This is a genomic window from Mycobacterium sp. MAC_080597_8934 (assembly GCF_000523975.1).
Taxonomy (GTDB): Bacteria; Actinomycetota; Actinomycetes; order Mycobacteriales; family Mycobacteriaceae; genus Mycobacterium; species Mycobacterium avium.
Map to the genome: position 1 here is coordinate 110,068 of NZ_JAOS01000022.1, position 17,206 is coordinate 127,273.

The 17,206-nt window shown below is 67.4% G+C and carries 17 protein-coding genes; 6 read left to right on the plus strand and 11 right to left on the minus strand.

Annotation, left to right across the window (positions count from 1 at the left end; genetic code table 11):
- Window positions 1-7 precede the first annotated feature (7 nt).
- Window positions 8-1,243: a phosphoserine phosphatase SerB gene (serB, locus tag NF20_RS12230; protein ID WP_003878774.1), complete on the minus strand. Its 1,236-nt coding sequence runs from the start codon at window positions 1,241-1,243 to the stop codon at window positions 8-10.
- 24 nt (window positions 1,244-1,267) lie between these two features.
- Window positions 1,268-3,013: a cytochrome c oxidase subunit I gene (gene ctaD, locus NF20_RS12235; RefSeq protein ID WP_003878775.1), complete on the minus strand. Its 1,746-nt coding sequence runs from the start codon at window positions 3,011-3,013 to the stop codon at window positions 1,268-1,270.
- A gap of 205 nt (window positions 3,014-3,218) precedes the next feature.
- Between ctaD and NF20_RS12240 the strand changes: the two genes are divergently transcribed.
- Together NF20_RS12240 and NF20_RS12245 are read left to right on the plus strand one after the other, a co-directional pair.
- On the plus strand, window positions 3,219-4,283 hold the full coding sequence (locus NF20_RS12240) for an iron-siderophore ABC transporter substrate-binding protein (RefSeq protein WP_033717295.1): 1,065 nt from the start codon (window positions 3,219-3,221) through the stop codon (window positions 4,281-4,283).
- Window positions 4,284-4,396: 113 nt separating this feature from the next.
- On the plus strand, window positions 4,397-5,437 hold the full coding sequence (locus NF20_RS12245; protein WP_023896001.1) for an NAD(P)-dependent alcohol dehydrogenase: 1,041 nt from the start codon (window positions 4,397-4,399) through the stop codon (window positions 5,435-5,437).
- Between the two features lie 10 nt (window positions 5,438-5,447).
- On the opposite strand, the gene NF20_RS12250 is transcribed toward NF20_RS12245, so the two are convergent.
- Window positions 5,448-5,861 carry a DUF3349 domain-containing protein gene (locus NF20_RS12250; protein ID WP_011725751.1) on the minus strand — a complete coding sequence of 138 codons (414 nt, stop codon included), beginning with the start codon at window positions 5,859-5,861 and terminating at the stop codon, window positions 5,448-5,450.
- 80 nt (window positions 5,862-5,941) lie between these two features.
- Entirely contained in the window at window positions 5,942-6,916 is a 975-nt protein-coding gene (nrdF, locus tag NF20_RS12255; RefSeq protein ID WP_010949830.1) for a class 1b ribonucleoside-diphosphate reductase subunit beta, read from the minus strand.
- A gap of 166 nt (window positions 6,917-7,082) precedes the next feature.
- Here nrdF and NF20_RS12260 point away from each other — a divergent pair, with 166 nt between their 5' ends.
- Both NF20_RS12260 and NF20_RS12265 read left to right on the plus strand, forming a co-directional pair.
- Window positions 7,083-7,529 (plus strand): SRPBCC family protein, encoded by a 447-nt coding sequence (locus NF20_RS12260; protein WP_003874939.1) that lies wholly within the window; start codon window positions 7,083-7,085, stop codon window positions 7,527-7,529.
- Window positions 7,513-8,058, plus strand: a complete 546-nt coding sequence (locus tag NF20_RS12265; protein ID WP_023896000.1) for a TetR/AcrR family transcriptional regulator — start codon at window positions 7,513-7,515, stop codon at window positions 8,056-8,058. The genes NF20_RS12260 and NF20_RS12265 overlap by 17 nt, the downstream gene beginning before the upstream one ends.
- Here NF20_RS12265 and NF20_RS12270 read toward each other — a convergent pair.
- From NF20_RS12270 to NF20_RS12295, 6 genes are all read right to left on the minus strand, one after another.
- Window positions 8,041-9,579 carry a flavin-containing monooxygenase gene (locus tag NF20_RS12270; protein WP_003878780.1) on the minus strand — a complete coding sequence of 513 codons (1,539 nt, stop codon included), beginning with the start codon at window positions 9,577-9,579 and terminating at the stop codon, window positions 8,041-8,043. The genes NF20_RS12265 and NF20_RS12270 overlap by 18 nt on opposite strands.
- Window positions 9,580-9,735: 156 nt before the next feature.
- A complete protein-coding gene (locus NF20_RS12275) occupies window positions 9,736-10,476 on the minus strand; it encodes a TetR/AcrR family transcriptional regulator (protein WP_003874936.1) in 741 nt (246 codons plus the stop codon).
- Window positions 10,477-10,612: 136 nt separating this feature from the next.
- Window positions 10,613-12,778 carry a class 1b ribonucleoside-diphosphate reductase subunit alpha gene (gene nrdE, locus NF20_RS12280; RefSeq protein WP_024636978.1) on the minus strand — a complete coding sequence of 722 codons (2,166 nt, stop codon included), beginning with the start codon at window positions 12,776-12,778 and terminating at the stop codon, window positions 10,613-10,615.
- Window positions 12,748-13,200 (minus strand): class Ib ribonucleoside-diphosphate reductase assembly flavoprotein NrdI, encoded by a 453-nt coding sequence (gene nrdI, locus NF20_RS12285; protein WP_003874934.1) that lies wholly within the window; start codon window positions 13,198-13,200, stop codon window positions 12,748-12,750. Before nrdI ends, nrdE begins: the two co-directional genes overlap by 31 nt.
- Window positions 13,201-13,242: 42 nt before the next feature.
- A complete protein-coding gene (locus NF20_RS12290; protein ID WP_003874933.1) occupies window positions 13,243-13,482 on the minus strand; it encodes a redoxin NrdH in 240 nt (79 codons plus the stop codon).
- A gap of 529 nt (window positions 13,483-14,011) precedes the next feature.
- Window positions 14,012-14,566 carry an NAD(P)H-dependent oxidoreductase gene (locus NF20_RS12295; RefSeq protein ID WP_003874932.1) on the minus strand — a complete coding sequence of 185 codons (555 nt, stop codon included), beginning with the start codon at window positions 14,564-14,566 and terminating at the stop codon, window positions 14,012-14,014.
- A gap of 93 nt (window positions 14,567-14,659) precedes the next feature.
- Between NF20_RS12295 and NF20_RS12300 the strand changes: the two genes are divergently transcribed.
- Both NF20_RS12300 and NF20_RS12305 read left to right on the plus strand, forming a co-directional pair.
- Window positions 14,660-15,274 (plus strand): TetR/AcrR family transcriptional regulator, encoded by a 615-nt coding sequence (locus NF20_RS12300; RefSeq protein WP_033712612.1) that lies wholly within the window; start codon window positions 14,660-14,662, stop codon window positions 15,272-15,274.
- Window positions 15,274-16,317: a DNA polymerase IV gene (locus NF20_RS12305; protein ID WP_023895998.1), complete on the plus strand. Its 1,044-nt coding sequence runs from the start codon at window positions 15,274-15,276 to the stop codon at window positions 16,315-16,317. Before NF20_RS12300 ends, NF20_RS12305 begins: the two co-directional genes overlap by 1 nt.
- On the opposite strand, the gene NF20_RS12310 is transcribed toward NF20_RS12305, so the two are convergent.
- Window positions 16,252-17,184, minus strand: a complete 933-nt coding sequence (locus NF20_RS12310) for an SDR family oxidoreductase (RefSeq protein ID WP_023895997.1) — start codon at window positions 17,182-17,184, stop codon at window positions 16,252-16,254. The two genes, NF20_RS12305 and NF20_RS12310, sit on opposite strands and share 66 nt — an antisense overlap.
- Between the last annotated feature and the right edge of the window lie 22 nt (window positions 17,185-17,206).

Here is a 17,206-nt window from a genome sequence, read left to right on the forward strand (position 1 = left end):
GCCGTGCTTACTCCGGCGGGATCTCGACTCGGCGCACTTCGCCGTCGATCGCGTCGGCGGCCTCGATCTCGCCGCGGGTCACCCCGAGCAGGAACAGCACCGTGTCCAGATACGGGTGGCTCAGCGACGCGTCGGCGACCTCGCGCAGCGCCGGCTTGGCGTTGAACGCGATGCCCAGCCCGGCCGCGGCCAGCATGTCGATGTCGTTGGCGCCGTCGCCCACGGCGACGGTCTGCGCCATGGGCACCCCGGCCCGCTGCGCGAATTCCCTTAGCGCCGTGGCCTTTCCGGCCCGATCGATGATCGGCCCGACCACCCGGCCGGTGAGTGTGCCGTCCACGATCTCCAGCTCATTGGCCGCCACGTAGTCCAGCATCAGCTCCTCGGCCAGCGGCTCGATGATCCGGCGGAAGCCCCCGGACACCACGCCGCAGGCATACCCCAGCCGGCGCAGCGTGCGCAGCGTGGTCCGGGCGCCGGGCATCAGCTCCAGCTGGCCGGCCACCTCGTCGATCACCGTGGCGGGCAGGCCGGCGAGCGTGGCCACCCGCTGCTGCAGCGACTGCGCGAAGTCCAGCTCGCCACGCATCGCGGCGTCGGTGATCGCGGCGACCTGGCCCTCGGCGCCCGCCTTGGCCGCCAGCATCTCAATGACCTCGCCCTGCACCAGCGTCGAGTCCACGTCGAACACGATGAGCCGCTTGGCCCGCCGTTCCAGGGTGTAGTCCTCGACGGCGACGTCGACGTGCTCCTCGCTGGACACCCGGTTCAGCGCGGTGCGCAGCGCCCCGTCGGCCCCCGGCGGCACCGAGACCCGCAGCTCCAGCCCGATCACCGGATAGTCGGACACGCCGCGGATCAGGTCGATGTTGACGCCCAGCGCGGCCACCTCGCGGGCCACCGCGCCGAACGCGGCCGCGGTGATGGGCCGGCCCAGCACGAAGATGGTGTGCGTCGAGGGCTCCCGGATGATCGGCACGTCGTCGCTGCGTTCGATGCTGACATCCAGGCCGACCTTGCGGATGGCCGCCTCCACGTCGTGGCGCAGCGCGGGCCCGTCGGCGACGTCGGCGGGGCAGCACACCAGCACCCCCAGCGTCAGCCGGTGCCGGATCACCACCTGTTCGACGTTGAGCAGCTCGACCCCGTGCCGCGACAGCACCTCGAACAGGGTCGCCGTCACGCCCGGCTGGTCCACGCCGGTGACGGTGATCAGCACCGACACCTTGGGTGGTGAGTTCACGCCCGGCAGCCGCCCGTCAGGCCATCAGCTGCGGACCTGGACGTCGTCCAGCCGGGTGACGTCCTTGTCCGCCGGGCCGTGCGCGCGACCCACGTGCGCCTCGGCACGCAGCCGTTCCACCATGTGCGGGTAGTGCAACTCGAATGCCGGCCGCTCCGAACGGATTCGGGGCAGCTCGGTGAAGTTGTGCCGCGGCGGCGGGCAGCTGGTCGCCCACTCCAGCGAGTTGCCGTAGCCCCACGGGTCGTCGACGGTGACGACCTCGCCGTAGCGCCAGCTCTTGAAGACGTTCCAGACGAACGGGAACATCGAGGCGCCCAGGATGAACGCCCCGACCGTGGAGGCGACGTTGTAGGGCTGGAAGCCGTCGCTGGGCAGGTAGTCGGCGTAGCGGCGCGGCATGCCCAAATCGCCCAGCCAGTGCTGCACCAGGAAGGTGGTGTGGAACCCGATGAACGTCAACCAGAAGTGCAGCTTGCCCAGCCGCTCGTCGAGCAGGCGGCCGGTCATCTTCGGGAACCAGAAGTAGACCCCCGCGAAGGTGGCGAACACGATGGTGCCGAACAGCACGTAGTGGAAGTGCGCGACCACGAAATAGGTGTCGGTGACGTGGAAGTCCAGCGGCGGGCTGGCCAGCATCACGCCGGTCAGACCACCCAGCAGGAAGGTGAGCAGGAAGCCGACGCAGAACAGCATCGGCGTCTCAAACGTCAACTGCCCCTTCCACATCGTGCCGATCCAGTTGAAGAACTTGATCCCGGTCGGCACCGCGATCAGGTACGTCATGAACGAAAAGAACGGCAGCAGAACGGCTCCGGTGGCGAACATGTGGTGCGCCCACACCGCGACCGACAGCGCCGCGATCGACAGCGTCGCGTACACCAGCGTGGTGTAGCCGAACACCGGCTTGCGCGCGAACACCGGGATGATCTCGGTGATGATCCCGAAGAACGGCAACGCGATGATGTACACCTCGGGATGGCCGAAGAACCAGAACAGGTGCTGCCACAACAGAACTCCGCCGTTGGCGGCGTCGTAGACATGGGCGCCCAGATGGCGGTCGGCGGCCAGCCCGAACAGCGCCGCGGTCAGGATCGGGAAGGCGATCAGGATCAGGATCGAGGTCACCAGGATGTTCCAGGTGAAGATCGGCATCCGGAACATCGTCATGCCGGGCGCGCGCATGCAGACCACGGTGGTGATCATGTTGACCGCACCCAGGATGGTGCCCAGACCGGCGACGATCAGGCCGGTGATCCACAGGTCTCCCCCGGCGCCGGGCGAGTGCACGGCGTCAGACAGCGGGGTGTAGGCGGTCCAGCCGAAGTCGGCGGCCCCGCCCGGCACGATGAAGCCGGACGCCGCGATCAGCCCGCCGAACAGGAACAGCCAGAACGAGAAGGCGTTGAGCCGCGGGAAGGCCACGTCGGGCGCGCCGATCTGCAGCGGCAGCACCAGGTTGGCGAAACCGAACACCACCGGGGTGGCGTACAGCAGCAGCATGATCGTGCCGTGCATGGTGAACAGCTGGTTGAACTGCTCGTTCGACAGGAACTGCAGCCCCGGCGCGGCCAGCTCGGTGCGCATCAGCAACGCCATCAGCCCGCCGATGAAGAAGAAGGCGAAGCAGGTGACGGTGTACATGATGCCGATCATCTTGTGATCGGTCGTCGTGATCAGTTTGTAGACGAGGTTCCCTTTGGGACCGGTGCGGTCCGGGTACGGACGAACGGCCTCGAGTTCTCCCAAGGGGGGCGCTTCGGCTGTCAACAGCTTCTCCAAACATCCGGATCGGACACTGGCCCAACATCACTATTCCAAGGAATCTTAGCCGTCGATCATGACGACGTCAGGGCTGGTCCTACAAACTGTCGTAAACGGCTGACCGGCGCGCCGGGTCCGTCGGCGCGGCGGGACCACGCTGGCCGGATGTTAGCGTCTGAGCCGTGTTGTTCGGCGTGATCCGGCCGGCCGGCTGGCCGCGGTGACGGCGGCGCTGGTGGTGGCGTGCGGCGGCTGCGGATCCGACAGGCCCGCCGCGACGACGACGCGTTCGCTGGTCACTCCCACCACCCAGATCGCCGGCGCCGGAGTGTTGGGCAACGACCGCCGGCCCGACGAGTCGTGCGCCCGCGACGCCGCCGAGGCCGATCCGGGTCCGGCGAAGCGGCAGGTCCACAACGCGGCCGGCGGCGACCCGGCGCCGGTGCAGGTGTCCGCCGATCCGCAGCGCATCGTGGTGCTCGCCGGTGACCAGCTCGACGCGCTGTGCGCGCTGGGTCTGCAGTCGCGGGTGGTCGGCGCCGCCCTGCCGGACGGCGCCTCGGGCCAGCCCGCCTACCTCGGCGGCGCCGTGCGCGGCGTGCCCGGCGTGGGCAGCCGATCGCACCCCGACGTGAAGGCCATCGCGGCGGCCCACCCCGATCTCATCCTGGGCTCGCAGGGGCTGACGCCCGCGCTGTACCCGCAGCTGGCCGCGATCGCCCCCACGGTGTTCACCGCGGCGCCGGGCGCGGCGTGGCGGGACAACCTGCGCGCCGTCGGCGCCGTGACCGCCCGCGCCGGCGCGGTCGACGGGCTGCTCAGCGGCTTTTCGCAACGGGCCGGCGACGTGGGCGCACGCCATGACGCCTCCCATTTCCAGGCGTCGATCGTGCAGTTGACGACCGGCAGCATCCGGGTGTTCGGCGCCAACAACTTCCCGGCCAGCGTGCTGGGCGCGGTCGGGGTGGACCGGCCGGCCGCCCAGCGGTTCACCGACAAGCCCTATCTCGAGATCGGCGCCACCGACGCGGACCTGGCCAAGAATCCGGACCTCTCGGTCGCCGACGCCGACGTCGTCTACCTGTCCTGCGCCACGCCGGCCGCGGCCGGCCGGGCCGCCACCGTCCTGGACAGCGGCCCGTGGCGCAAGCTGTCCGCCAACCGCGACAACCGCGTCTACGTTGTCAACGACGAGATCTGGCAGACCGGCCAGGGCCTGATCGCGGCCCGCGGCATCGTCGACGACCTGCGGCTGGTGAACGCTCCGATCAACTGAGCCGCCGGCGGGTATCCCCCACGCGACAACGTGATCTTCGCCGCGCCGGTTGGCGCCAGAACCATTACCTTAGCTAAACTTTTTGGGAAAGCACGGCTGGAAGAGGGACATTCATGAGCACCGTTTCGGCGTACGCCGCCACGTCGGCGACCGAACCATTGACCAAGACCACCATCGAGCGGCGCGACCCCGGCCCGCGCGACGTGGCCATCGACATCAAGTTCGCCGGCATCTGCCACTCCGACATCCACACCGCGAAAGGTGAATGGGGCCACACGAATTACCCGGTGGTGGTGGGCCACGAGATCGCCGGCGTCGTCACCGAGGTGGGCGCGGAGGTCACCAAGTACAAGGTGGGCGACCACGTCGGTGTGGGCTGCATGGTGAACTCCTGCCGGCAGTGCAGCAGCTGTACGGCCGGGCTGGAGCAGTACTGCAAGCGCGGCGCGACCTTCACCTACAACTCGATCGACAGGGACGGCTCGGTCACCCAGGGCGGCTACAGCCAGGCGATCGTGGTCGACGAGGACTTCGTCGTGCGCATCCCCGACTCGCTGCCGCTGGACAAGGCGGCCCCGCTGCTGTGCGCGGGCATCACGCTGTTCTCGCCGCTGCGGCACTGGAAGGCCGGGCCCGGCACCCGGTTGGCGATCGTCGGCCTGGGTGGCCTCGGGCACATGGGCGTCAAGCTGGGTGCGGCGATGGGCGCCGAGGTGACGGTGCTGTCGCAGTCGCTGAAGAAGATGGAGGACGGGCTGCGGCTGGGCGCCAAGCACTACCACGCCACCGCCGACCCCGAAACCTTCACGAAGCTGCGCGGCAGCTTCGACCTGATGCTCAACACTGTGTCGGCGAACCTCAAGCTCAACGACTATCTGAGCCTGCTCGACGTCGACGGCACGCTGGTCGAGCTGGGCATCCCCGAGCACCCGATGGAGGTGGGCGCGTTCCCGCTGGCGCTGGCGCGGCGCAGCCTGTCCGGGTCGAACATCGGCGGCATCGCCGAGACCCAGGAGATGCTGGACTTCTGCGCCGAGCACAACGTGACGCCGGAGATCGAGCTGATCGAGCCCGACTACATCAACGAGGCCTACGAGCGCGTGCTGGCCAGCGACGTGCGCTACCGCTTCGTCATCGACATCTCGAAGCTATGAGGCTATGAGCCTATGAGGCGACCCCCGGTGCCTGACCTCGCGCCGCGATCTCGGCGGACTCGGCGAAGTCATCACCGGGGATCACCTCGCTGACGTCGATGCCGGCCAGCGGCCAGCCCGCGGCGGCCAGCCTGGCGGCGACCCGGATGATGTTCTCCGGCCCGGCGTCGTAATGCGTCATGCCGGAGATGAATTCGGCGATCTCGTCGCGGTTGATCACACCGTCGGCGATCGCCGGGGATCCGTCCTTGGTGATTTCGCGCACCACCTCGGCGATCTGCTCCTCGGTCAGCGGCGTGCTGCGCAGCAGCGCCAGCAGCGGCACCCGGTCCGGCCCGGGGACACCCTCGGGGTAGCCGGCCCGCAGCCAGCGCAGCACTGAGCGGCAGAAGTTGACGGTCTGGGAGGCGGCGGTATTCGTCACCCCACCAGTGTCAGGGCAGCGGTGTCACCGACGCCAGCGGGCCGTGCCGCCATACCCACAATTCATGCGCCGTTCAGCTGCTAGAAGTCCCAGTCCTCGTCCTCGGTGACGACGGCCTTGCCGATCACGTACGACGACCCCGACCCGGAGAAGAAGTCGTGGTTCTCGTCGGCGTTGGGCGACAGCGCCGACAGGATCGCCGGGTTCACGTCGGTCTCGTCGCGCGGGAACAGCGCCTCGTAGCCGAGGTTCATCAGCGCCTTGTTGGCGTTGTAGCGCAGGAACTTCTTGACGTCCTCGGTCAGCCCCACCTCGTCGTAGAGATCCTGCGTGTACTCCACCTCGTTGTCGTAGAGCTCGAACAGCAATTCGTACGTATAGTCCTTGAGCTCTTGACGTTTGGCGTCGTCGACCAGCGCCAGGCCGCGCTGGTACTTGTAGCCGATGTAGTAGCCGTGCACGGCCTCGTCGCGGATGATCAGCCGGATCATGTCGGCGGTGTTGGTCAGCTTGGCCCGGCTCGACCAGTACATCGGCAGGTAGAAGCCGGAGTAGAACAGGAAGCTTTCCAGCAGCGTGGAGGCGACCTTGCGCTTGAGCGGCTCGTCGCCCTTGTAGTACTGCATCACGATCTCGGCCTTGCGCTGCAGGTTGGGGTTCTCCTCCGACCAGCGGAACGCGTCGTCGATCTCGGCGGTCGAACACAGCGTGGAGAAGATGTTGCTGTAGCTGCGCGCGTGCACCGACTCCATGAAGGCGATGTTGGTGTAGACGGCCTCCTCGTGCGGGGTCAGCGCATCCGGGATGAGGCTGACCGCGCCGACCGTGCCCTGGATGGTGTCCAGCAGCGTCAGGCCGGTGAACACCCGCATGGTCATCTGCTTCTCGTGGGCGGTCAGGGTGGCCCACGACTGCAAGTCGTTGGACACCGGCACCTTCTCGGGCAGCCAGAAGTTGCCGGTCAGGCGGTCCCACACCTCGGCGTCCTTGTCGTCTTGCAGCCGGTTCCAGTTGATCGCCGAAACGCGGTCAATCAGCTTCATGTTTTCGCTCACCAGAACCCCACTTCACGCGCCGTAGTGCCGGAGGACGTCAGGCTCCAAACACTACCCCTGGGGTACGACAACGCGGTGCAACACAAGAAGTTGTGTTTGCGTGTCGCCGACGCCGTTCGATCGTTTCCCCTCCAGTATGCGGCGCGCGTGATGTACCATCTGGTACATGTTTACCGAGGACAGCGTCGAGATCGACGCGCCGCCGCGGTTGGTTTGGGACGTCTTCACCGACGTCGAGCGCTGGCCGGAGTGGACGGCGTCGGTGACGTCGCTGACCGGCCTGGACGGGCCCGCCCTGGCTGTTGGCCGACGGTTCGCCATCAAGCAACCCGGCATGGCCAAGCTGGTCTGGCAGGTCACCGAGCTCATACCCGGCGCGTCGTGGACCTGGGTGCAGCGCTCCCCCGGCGCGCGGGTCGCCGCCACCCATCACGTCAGCGCGCGACCTGGAGGCGGCACCCTGGTGCGCCAGCAGCTGGATCAGCGCGGCGCGCTCGGCGCCCTGGTGGGCCGGCTGATGGCCAAGAAGACCAAGCGCTTTCTGGCGCTCGAAGCCCGGGGCCTCAAGGCCCGGGCCGAGCAACTCAGCCGCGCCGATGGCGCGCACCCCTGACCGGCAGCGGCGCCGGGAACTGCTCGATGGCCTGATCGCCGAGTTCGCCGCCGGCGGCATCGGCGACCGGTCGCTGCGCCGGGTGGCCGAGGTCGTCGGCACCAGTCATCGAATGCTGTTGCACCACTTCGGATCCCGGGAAGGCCTGCTGCTGGCGATCGTCGAGGAGGTGGAGCGCCGGCAGATGCGGGTGCTGACCGAACTGCCCCGCGAGCCGGCCGAGGGCTTCGCCGCGATGTGGGCCGATCTGCGCCGACCCGAGCTGCGCGAATTCGAGCGCCTCTTCTTCGAGTGCTACTCGCGCGCCGCCCAGGGCGAAAAGCCTTTCGCCCGAATGCTTCCCGGCGCCGTCGACGACTGGCTGCGGCAAGCCGAAACCCACGCCGGGGCGCGGTTCGACCCGGCGATGGCGCGACTCGGCCTGGCCGTCATCCGCGGCCTGCTGCTGGATCTGGTGGCCACCGGCGACGAGGCCGGCGTGGACGCGGCCGCCCGGGCGTTCGTCAACCTGTTAAACGCCGGGGCGTGAGCCGATCCCGTAGAACTGGTACTCCTGCGGTTTGACCGCCCGGGTCGCCCGCCAGTACTCCCAGGTGTAGCCGCCCCAGAGCACGGTGTTCTTGCCGTGCTCGTCCAGATACCAACTGCTGCAGCCGCCGCTGTTCCACACCGACGGGCCCAGCCGGCGCTGCAGCTCGTCGTTGAACCTGTCCTGCGCGGCCCGGGTCGGGGCCAGCGCCTGGGCGCCCAGCTTGTCGCAGGTGGCGATCGCGTCTGCGACGTAACGGATTTGGGATTCGATCATGAACACCACGGAGTTGTGCCCCAGCCCGGTGTTGGGACCCAGCAGAAAGAACAGGTTGGGCACGTCGGCCACGGTGATGCCGCGGTGCGCGCCGATGCCCTCGCGGTTCCAGCGGTCCACCAGATCCTCGCCGTGCAGTCCCTTGATCTGGACGTAGGTGTAGGAGTCGGTGACGTGAAAACCGGTGGCGTACACGATGACATCGACCGGGCGGTGCGTTCCGTCGGCGGTGACGATGCCGTCGGGCGTGATCCGCGCGATGTGATCGGTGACCAGTTCGGTCTTGGGGTCGGCGACCGCGCCGTAATAGGTGGAGGAGTTCAGGATTCGCTTGCAGCCGATCCGGTAGTGCGGAGTCAGCTTGCGCCGCAACTCCTTGTCCTTGACCGAGCGGCGGATGTTGTATTTCGCGTAGGCCTCGATGACCTTGAGCAGGTTCGGCCGCTTGGTCATGCCGAACGCCAGGGCCTCCTGCCCCCAGTAGATGGCCAGACGCACCAGCGCGCGCAGCCCGGGCACGTTCTCCATGGCGGCGCGCACGGCCGGCGGGATCTCCGGGTTGGACCGCGGCACCACCCACGGCGGAGTGCGTTGGTAGAGCTGAAGTTCGGCAACCTGGCCGACGATCTCCGGCACGATCTGGATGGCGCTGGCGCCGGTGCCGATCACCGCGACCCGCTTGCCGGTCAGGTCGACGGTGTGGTCCCACTCGGCGGAATGGAAAGCGGGACCGGCGAATTCGTCGCGCCCCTCGATGTCGGGCAGCGACGGGATGTGCAGCGCGCCGGCGCCCGAGATCAAAAACTGCGCGACGTATTCGCGCCCGTCGGTGGTGAACACGTGCCAGCGGTGCTCGTCGTCGTCCCAGTGGGCGCGATCCACCAGCGAGTTGAACTCGATGTAGCGGCGCAGGCCGTACTTCTCGGTGACGCCCTTGAGGTAGTCCCATATCTCCGGCTGGTAGGAGAACGGGTTCTTCCAGTCGGGCTTGGGCTCGAACGAGAACGAGTAGAGGTGCGACGGGATGTCGCAGGCGCAGCCGGGATAGCTGTTGTCTCGCCAGGTGCCGCCGATGTCGTCGGCCTTTTCCAGGATGACGAAGCCCACGCCCTGCTTCTGCAGCGCGATCGCCATCCCCAGGCCGGAGAACCCGGTGCCGATGATGACGGCGCGGGTATGCACCGGCTTGGCGGCCTTGGCCGCCGGGGTGGGCGCGGTTTCGGTGTGTGTCACGACGTCGGTCACGGTCGTTCGGTCCTTCTATCCAGGCCTGTCTCAGGTCGGCGCTCGCTGGCATCGTCGGCCGTAGCCACCCCGCTGGCGCAGATACCCGGTACCCAGGGTATCGGTTTGGACGAGTTTTATCGATATGCCCCGGCGCTGTCAACGCCGGGGCGCGGCTCAGCTCACCGCGGGCTTTCTCACCACGGCGTCGTGAATCGGCTGGTCAGGGTTCATGGTGATGCCCAGCGTCTCCGCGGTGCCGATGATCACCGCCATCATGATGGTGCTCAGGTGCGCGACGAACTGGGCCCGCGACATCAGCCGCGGGCTGTCCGGTTCGGGGCCCAGCCACCACTCGGTGGCCGAGGCCGCCGACCCGAAGGCGGCATGGGCGGCCAGCTCGACGGCCGCGTGGTCCAGCTCCATCTCGCGCAGCTCGTTGTCGAACAGGTCGGCCATGGCCAGGGTGATCTCGCGGCCCTCGTTGAGGATGGTGACCGTCGACTGGGGGGTGCCCGTCGAGCGCCCCTGGATGAACACCCGCAGCACATTGGGATGCTTGTCGACCAGGGTGACGTACTCCTCGACGCTGCGCCGGATCACCTCGCGCGCCGAGTCGGTCTTCAGGTCGATGGACGGGAAGATCGCAGTCCACAGCATGTCGCGCAGCCGCTCGCCGATGGCCTGGAACAGGTCGGACTTGTCGTGGAAATGCCGGTAGATCTTGGGCTTGGCGGTGCCGGCCTCTTCGGCGATCTCGCGCACGGACAGCTCGGGTCCGAGCCGGTCGATGGCGCGAAACGCCGCGTCGACGATCTCGTTGCGGACCTTCTTGCGGTGCTCGCGCCAGCGTTCGCTGCGCGCGTCGACCTTGGCCCCCGGTTTGGTAGCCGAGTGGGGCCTGGCAGGTCGGGGCATTCTCACCACGTCAAGCACTGTACCCGGTGGCGGCTTCTGACCTGGGCAGATCGGCGCGTCCGCACCTCGCCGAACGTGCGCTGGTTGCGAAATTCGAGCCGAAAAGTCGCAACAGCTACACGTTCGGCGGGAGGGATCACAGCATGCAGGACACGCAGCCCTCGACCTCGGTTCCCTCCAGCGCCATCTGGCGCAACCGGATGTAGTAGAGCGTCTTGATGCCCTTGCGCCAGGCGTAGATCTGCGCCTTGTTGACGTCGCGGGTGGTGGCGGTGTCCTTGAAGAACAGCGTCAGGCTCAGCCCCTGGTCGACGTGCTGGGTGGCCGCGGCGTAGGTGTCGATGATCTTCTCGTAACCGATCTCGTAGGCGTCCTGGTAGTACTCCAGGTTGTCGTTGGTCATGTAGGGCGCCGGGTAGTAGACCCGCCCGATCTTGCCCTCCTTGCGGATCTCGACCTTCGACACGATCGGGTGGATCGAGCTCGTCGAGTGGTTGATGTAGGAGATCGACCCGGTCGGCGGCACCGCCTGCAGGTTCTGGTTGTAGATGCCGTGCGCCTGCACCGACTCCTTGAGCCGCTTCCAGTCGTCCTGCGTCGGGATGCGGATGCCGGCGTCGGCGAACAGTTGGCGCACCTTCTCGGTCGCCGGCTCCCACACCTGCTCGGTGTACTTGTCGAAGAACTCCCCCGACGCGTACTTGGAGCGCTCGAAACCCTTGAAGTGCGTGCCGCGTTCGATCGCGATCCGATTCGACGCGCGCAGCGCGTGATAGAGCACCGTGTAGAAGTAGATGTTGGTGAAGTCGATGCCCTCTTCGGAGCCGTAGAAGATGCCCTCGCGGGCCAGGTACCCGTGCAGGTTCATCTGCCCGAGCCCGATCGCGTGAGAATCGTTGTTGCCCTGCTCGATTGAGGGCACCGAGGTGATGTGCGTCTGGTCGCTGACGGCGGTCAGCGCCCGGATGGCCACCTCGATGGTCTGGGCGAAGTCGGGCGAGTCCATCGTCTTGGCGATGTTCAGCGAACCCAGGTTGCACGAAATGTCCTTGCCCACTTTGGCATACGACAGGTCGTCGTTGAACAACGACGGCGTGGAGACCTGCAGGATCTCCGAGCACAGGTTGGAGTGGGTGATCTTGCCGTCGATGGGATTGGCCCGGTTCACCGTGTCCTCGAACATGATGTACGGGTAGCCCGACTCGAACTGCAGCTCGGCCAGCGTCTGGAAGAACTCCCGCGCCTTGATCTTGGTCTTGCGGATGCGGGCGTCGTCGACCATCTCGTAGTACTTCTCGGTCACCGAGATGTCGGCGAACGGCAGCCCGTACACGCGTTCCACGTCGTACGGCGAGAACAGGTACATGTCCTCGTTCTTCTTCGCCAGCTCAAAGGTGATGTCGGGGATCACCACGCCCAGGCTCAGCGTCTTGATCCGGATCTTCTCGTCGGCGTTCTCCCGCTTGGTGTCCAGGAAGCGGTAGATGTCGGGGTGATGGGCGTGCAGGTACACCGCGCCGGCCCCCTGGCGCGCCCCGAGCTGATTGGCGTAGGAGAACGAGTCCTCCAGCAGCTTCATGATGGGGATGACGCCCGAGGACTGGTTCTCGATGTTCTTGATCGGCGCGCCGTGCTCGCGAATGTTGGTCAGCAGCAACGCAACTCCGCCGCCGCGCTTGGACAGCTGCAGCGCGGAGTTGATCGAACGCCCGATGGACTCCATGTTGTCCTCGATGCGCAGCAGAAAGCAGCTCACCGGCTCGCCGCGCTGCTTCTTGCCGGAGTTCAAAAACGTCGGCGTGGCCGGCTGGAAACGGCCCTCGATGATCTCGTCGACCAGCTTCTCGGCCAACCCGGTGTCGCCGGCCGCCAGCGTGAGCGCCACCATGACCACGCGGTCCTCGAAGCGCTCCAGATAGCGCTTCCCGTCGAACGTCTTCAGCGTGTAGGAGGTGTAGTACTTGAAGGCGCCCAGAAAGGTCGGGAAGCGGAACTTCTTGGCGTAGGCGCGGTCCAGCAGCGCCTTGACGAAGTTGCGCGAGTACTGGTCGAGAACCTCACGCTCGTAATAGTTTTCGCGGATCAGGTAGTCGAGCTTCTCGTCCTGATTGTGGAAGAAGACCGTGTTCTGGTTGACGTGCTGCAGAAAGTACTGGCGCGCGGCGAGCACGTCCTTGTCGAACTGGATCTTGCCGTCCGCGTCGTACAGGTTCAGCATCGCGTTCAGCGCATGGTAGTCCGTTTCGTCGGGCAAGCCATGAGCGCCGGCGGTTACAGGCTCTGCAGCGACGGTTGGTGACACGTCTGTTCCTTCCAAAATTCAGCTAAGCCCGCTCGGACGGCGTCCACGTCGTCCTGGGTTCCCATCAGTTCGAAGCGGTAGAGGTACGGAACGCCGCACTTGCGCGAGACCACGTTTCCCGCGTAGGCGAATTCGGCGCCGAAGTTGTTGTTGCCCGCGGCGATGACGCCGCGGATCAACGAACGGTTGTGCTCATTGTTCAAAAAGGCGATGACCTGTTTGGGGACATAGCCCCCAGCGTTGAGGTCGGGAGTGGCCCGCCCGCCGCCGTAGGTGGGCAGCAGCAGGACGTACGGGTGGTCCACCTCGATCCGCCCGTGCAACGGTATCCGGATGGCCGGGATGCCCAGCTTCTGCACGAAGCGGTGGGTGTTCTCCGAGACCGAGGAGAAATAGACCAGGTTGCGTCCCGTGCTGTCCATGGCAGCGCAACCTCCTTACCTGACGTCTTGCCGCTCTGTTGCCTAGGCGCTCAGTTCCGCCCCGGCCAGCGCCTTGATCCGATCGGGCCGGAAACCCGACCAGTGGTCGCTTCCGGCCACCACGACGGGAGCCTGCAGGTATCCCAGCGCCATCACGTAGTCACGCGCCTCGGGGTCGAGCGTGATGTCGACCTTCTCGTAGGCGATGCCGTGCTTGTCCAGCGCCTTGTAGGTGGCGCTGCACTGCACGCATGCCGGCTTGGTGTACACGGTGATGGTCATCGCATGCCGCTCCTTCGCGGAAGAGGGGGAACCCAACGGACTGGCAACTACTTTTGGACTGCTTGTTTGCTACCTTCAGCGATCCGGCAGGCCCCCGGATTCCCGTCCTGCGGCGGTCGGGTGCCGAAGACCTGTCTTCGACAACTCGGCGCCGATTTCGGGGGTTCCGCCGCGCCCGCGGGGCTCGGTGGTCCTGGGATCTGCCGGTGCTCGAAACACTACACCTAGTGGCTCACTAGATGTCGAGATACAAGATGTTCTGAATAACAATTTTGAAATTCCCTGGTCGTAAGGCCTGTGTCGGACAAATTCGGACACCCGCCCCGGCGTGTCGCAGATCACACGCCGGGGGGACGCCGTCTCTGCCCATCGGTATATCAGCGGGCACCGACAAGGCGCGGATCACGCCGCGAACCGCGCCGGGCCCACCCACAGCCAGCAAAGCCGCCAGCCGAAGCTGGCGGCTTCTGCCATGCCGGTCTCACAACCGCGCTGGTCGCCCGGTGACCGGGTTGTCGATTTCCGCCAATCAGCCGACCTCGGCGGCCAGCTTGCCGACCACGTCGCGCACATTCGCCGACAGTTCGGCGTGCTCGGCGGGCGCCTTGCCGGCCAGCGTCTTGAACGGCACGGACAGCTTGATCGACTCGACCACCCGCGCCCCGGCGATCCCGAAGGACTTGCGGGTCTCGTCGTGCGCCCACACTCCCCCGTACTGGCCGAAAGACCCCCCGATGACGGCCAGCGGCTTGCCCTTCAGCGCGCCGTCGCCGAACGGGCGGGACAACCAGTCGATCGCGTTCTTGATGACCGCCGGGATGCTGCCGTTGTACTCGGGGGTGACCACCAGCGCGGCGTCGGCGTCGGCCGCCGCGGCGCGCAGCGCGGCCACCGGGGCCAGCGGCGGCGCGTCGCTGGTCATCGCGTCGTCGATCTCCTCGTTGTAGAACGGCAGCTCGCCGAGCCCCTCGAAGACGGTGACGACGACGTCCTCGCCGGCGACAGCGCTCGCCAGCTCCGCGATCTGGCGGTTGATCGACGCCGAGCGCAGGCTTCCCACTAATGCCAAGATTTTGATTGCCACGATTCGCCAGTTCCCTTCGGTTGTTGGTGTCCATCCTCGCACGGGCCAACCGGACTATGGTCCGTTTTATTCCGGCAGCGTTAAAGTGCAGGAGTGAGCGGTGTCGAGCAGCGGGGTCAACTGCGGTTCTGCGATCCGCGGGTTCCCGCGCCGGAACGCGGCGACGCCGCCCGCAATCGCGCACTCCTGCTGGACGCGGCTCGCCGCCTCGTCGCCGAGCGCGGGGCCGACGCCGTCACGATGGACGACGTCGCCGCGGCCGCCGGCGTCGGCAAGGGCACCTTGTTCCGCCGGTTCGGCAGCCGGGCGGGTCTGATGATGGTGCTGCTGGACGAGGACGAACGCGCCATCCAGCAGGCGTTCCTGTTCGGTCCGCCGCCGCTGGGGCCCGACGCGCCGCCGCTGGAACGGCTGGTGGCCTTCGGCCGGGAGCGGTTGCGCTTCGCCCACACCCACCACGCGCTGTTGTCGGCGGCCAACCGCGACCCGCGGACCCGCTACGGCCCGCCGTCCGCCGTGCTGCGCCGCCACGTGCGGGTGCTGCTGGCCGCGGCGCACACCACCGGCGACCTCGACGCCCAGGCCGACGCGCTGCTGGCGCTGCTCGACGCCGACTATGTGCACCACCAGCTCAGCGACCACGGCCACACCCTGCAGACGTTGGGCGACGCGTGGGAAAGCCTGGCGCGCAAGCTGTGCGGTAAGTGATGAGCCCCCGCTGGGTGCTGCACGTCGACCTCGACCAGTTCCTGGCGTCGGTCGAGTTGCGGCGCCGCCCCGAACTGGCCGGCCTGCCCGTCATCGTCGGCGGCAACGGCGACCCGAACGAACCGCGCAAGGTCGTCACCTGCGCCTCCTACGAGGCACGCGAATTCGGCGTCCGCGCGGGCATGCCGCTGCGCGCCGCCGCCCGCCGCTGCCCGCCAGACTCGGGGGTGACGTTCCTGCCGTCCGACCCGGCCGCCTACGACGCCGCGTCCGACCAGGTGATGGGGCTGCTGCGCGACCTCGGGCATCCGGTGGAGGTGTGGGGCTGGGACGAGGCCTACCTCGCGGTGACGGCGACGGACCCTATCGAGGTCGCCGAACAGATCCGCGGCGTCATCTCCTCGGAAACCGGGCTGACCTGTTCGGTCGGCATCAGCGACAACAAGCAGCGCGCCAAGATCGCCACCGGCTTTGCCAAACCCGACGGCGTCTTCGTGTTCACCGACGCGAACTGGATGGCGCTGATGGCCGACCGTCCGGTCGACGCGCTGTGGGGTGTGGGGCCCAAGACCGCGAAAAAGCTTGCGGATCTTCAGATTACGACGGTGTGGCAACTGGCCCACAGTGACGCGGAACTGTTGACGGCCACCTTCGGGCCGCGCACCGGGTTGTGGCTGCTGCTGCTCGCCAAGGGTGGCGGCGACGACCATGTCAGCGCGCAACCGTGGGTGCCGCGCTCGCGCAGCCACGTCGTCACGTTTCCCCGGGACCTCACCGATCGCACCGAAATCAAAACGGCGGTAACGGGTTTGGCCGATCAGGCGGCGGCGGAGGTGCTGGCGGCGGGCCGGGTGGTGACCCGGGTCGCGGTGACCGTGCGCACGGCCACCTTCTACACCCGCACCAAGATTCGCAAGCTCGACGCGCCCAGCACCGATCGCGACGTCATCGTGGCCGCGGCGCTGCGCGTGCTGGATCTATTCGAGCTCGACCGGCCGGTCCGGTTGCTCGGGGTGCGTCTCGAGCTGGTCATGCCGGACTAGCGTCGCCGGGGCGGGCCGCAGCGCGCGGGTGAAGATCACGTTCACCTGACGCATCACCACGCTGTAGGGCCACCACGCCAGCCTCTTGAACGCGTACAGCGCCCGGATGTCGGGCGAGGTGTAGATCAGGTACCGGTTCCGGGCGACCCCGGCCAGGATCTTGTCGGCGGCCTTTTCCGGCGACACCGCATGGCCGGCGAACCGCCGCACCCAGCGGGCGACGTCGGGGTCGTCGCGGTCCACGCCGGCGATCTCCACCGTGTTCACCAGCGGGGTGTTCACCGCGCCGGGAACCACCACCGACACCCCGATGCGGTGCCGGGCCAGGTCGAAGCGCAGCACCTCCGACAGCCCCCGCAGCCCGTACTTGCTGGCGCTGTAGGCGGCGTGCCAGGGCAGCGCGACCAACCCGGCCGCCGAGGACACGTTGGCCAGATGCCCGCCCCGCCCGGCGGCCACCATGGGCGGGACGAACGTCTCGATGACGTGGATCGGACCCATCAGGTTGATGTCGATCATCTTGCGCCACTGTTCGTGGGTGAGCCGGTCGACGGTGCCCCAGGCCGACACGCCGGCGATGTTGAGCACCACGTCCATCGGCGGGTGGGCGGCATGAATGTCGGTGGCGAAGGAGGCCACCTGGTCGTAGTCGGCGACGTCCAGCGCGCGATGCTCGGGGACCGACGCGCCCAGGGCGCGGGCGTCTTCGACCGTGAGCCGCAGGCCGTCGCCGTCCCGGTCGGTCAGATAGAGCTCGGCGCCGTGGGCGGCGAGCCGCAGTGCCGTGGCGCGGCCGATGCCGCTGGCCGCGCCGGTGACCAAACACCGCTTTCCCGCGTAATACTGCCCGGATGCCTTCTGCGCCATGGCGGTGACGATACCGGCGGTA

Excerpts from the sequence above, each read along its gene's own strand:
- NF20_RS12245 (WP_023896001.1), top strand. The coding sequence starts at position 4,397 with ATGAGCACCGTTTCGGCGTACGCCGCCACGTCGGCGACCGAACCATTG.
- NF20_RS12260 (WP_003874939.1), top strand. The coding sequence starts at position 7,083 with ATGTTTACCGAGGACAGCGTCGAGATCGACGCGCCGCCGCGGTTGGTT.
- NF20_RS12265 (WP_023896000.1), top strand. The coding sequence starts at position 7,513 with ATGGCGCGCACCCCTGACCGGCAGCGGCGCCGGGAACTGCTCGATGGC.
- NF20_RS12275 (WP_003874936.1), bottom strand. The coding sequence starts at position 10,476 with ATGCCCCGACCTGCCAGGCCCCACTCGGCTACCAAACCGGGGGCCAAG.
- nrdI (WP_003874934.1), bottom strand. The coding sequence starts at position 13,200 with ATGGACAGCACGGGACGCAACCTGGTCTATTTCTCCTCGGTCTCGGAG.
- NF20_RS12290 (WP_003874933.1), bottom strand. The coding sequence starts at position 13,482 with ATGACCATCACCGTGTACACCAAGCCGGCATGCGTGCAGTGCAGCGCC.
- NF20_RS12305 (WP_023895998.1), top strand. The coding sequence starts at position 15,274 with ATGAGCCCCCGCTGGGTGCTGCACGTCGACCTCGACCAGTTCCTGGCG.
- NF20_RS12310 (WP_023895997.1), bottom strand. The coding sequence starts at position 17,184 with ATGGCGCAGAAGGCATCCGGGCAGTATTACGCGGGAAAGCGGTGTTTG.